The sequence below is a fragment of the Halomonas sp. PBN3 genome (genome assembly GCF_000475415.1).
Taxonomy (GTDB): Bacteria; Pseudomonadota; Gammaproteobacteria; order Pseudomonadales; family Halomonadaceae; genus Halomonas; species Halomonas shengliensis.
In genome coordinates, this window is record NZ_AXCA01000073.1 from 1 (window position 1) to 1,263 (window position 1,263).

The following is a 1,263-nucleotide window of genomic DNA, read 5'->3' on the forward strand; positions in this document are numbered from 1 at the left end:
GCCTCCCCGCTGGGAAGGTTCTCCCCGGCGTTGCCATGAACGGGAGAACCATGATGGAACACTTTGTCCCCAACCCCTATGCGGTCGAAGGTGCGCTGATTCGGGAGGCGGTGCTGCGCGAGCAGTTTCGTCTCACGGTACACGGCACGCGCTGGGAGCATGACGACACCGAGCCCTCGGATCCCTGGTTCGAGGTGACGACGGTTATCGACGCTGGCAGCTTTGCGACGGTCACCGAGATCGTTCATGCAGAGCCCGACCTTCTGGCGCATATCGGCCCGGAGGTCATGCTGTCTCATGCCGAGGTGCGAGACCGGTATGGGCGCCTTGTGGCAGCAGCACGCTTTACGACGGGTGCCTTCGCGTGGCTCATGCCGCCCACCGTTCAGGAAGCGTCTGCGCTACGCGAGCGCGAGCAGGCACTGGAGCAGCGGGCCAGGGAGGAGATTGCCCTGGCAGACAACGTCAGCGCAGCGTGCTGGCTTCGCGAGCAGGCGGCAGGCGTGCGGCTGCAGCTGGCTCTGGACCACTACTATCGACCCTATGTGCGCCGAGAGCTCGAGGCGCTCAGCGTCATGCCAAGGCACTGACGATTCCCAACCTGCGAAGAACGCCCCATTCCGGGGCGTTTTTCCTTTCCCCGCCTGATTACGCTTTCCAATCGACCCGCCCCCGCAAACCCGAGAACCTCCTGCCTCAACGCCATTGAATGGACTCCTTGAGGCAACGCATGCTCAACCTTCCCACCCTCTCGACCGCTGCGCTGATCGCCACCACGCTGCTGGCGGGCTGTGCGCATCAGCCGCAACAGGCTCCTGAACCCTCGAACGCCGACTCTCTGGTGCTTTCGCTGCCGTACTTCGACGTGGACGGCGAGCGGCATCGGGCCGTGGTCACCGGCCCCAACCCGCCGACGACCGAGGCCGTGACTCCGGACATTTACAGCGACGAACTGCCCACCGTTGAGGTCATTCGCACCGGGCGTTACCAGCTGGTGGCCACTCAGGCCTCGCTGGGTCAGCGCTACCTCCTGGAGCAGACCATCGACGTGCGCATTCCGGCATCCATGACCACCACTGTGGAGGATGCGCTGCATCACACCCTGCGCCATACCGGCTATTCGCTCTGCCCCGCGCCCGGCCCCGCTCAGCGCACCCTCTACCGCAAGCCGCTGCCGGCGGCCCACTACCGGCTGGGCCCGATGCCGCTGCGCGAAGCCCTTCAGGTGCTGGGCGGCGACGCCTGGGAGCTGGAGGTCGACCC

At 65.8% G+C, this 1,263-nt stretch carries 2 protein-coding genes; both read left to right on the top strand.

The genetic code is table 11. The annotated features are described in order from the left end of the window. A partial coding sequence (locus Q673_RS23160) for a hypothetical protein (protein WP_043524340.1) occupies positions 1–590 on the top strand: 590 nt, incomplete at its 5' end. A 140-nt stretch (positions 591–730) separates the two neighbouring features. Further along, positions 731–1,263: PFGI-1 class ICE element type IV pilus protein PilL2 (pilL2, locus tag Q673_RS23165; RefSeq protein WP_023005037.1), on the top strand; the 533-nt coding region annotated here is incomplete at its 3' end.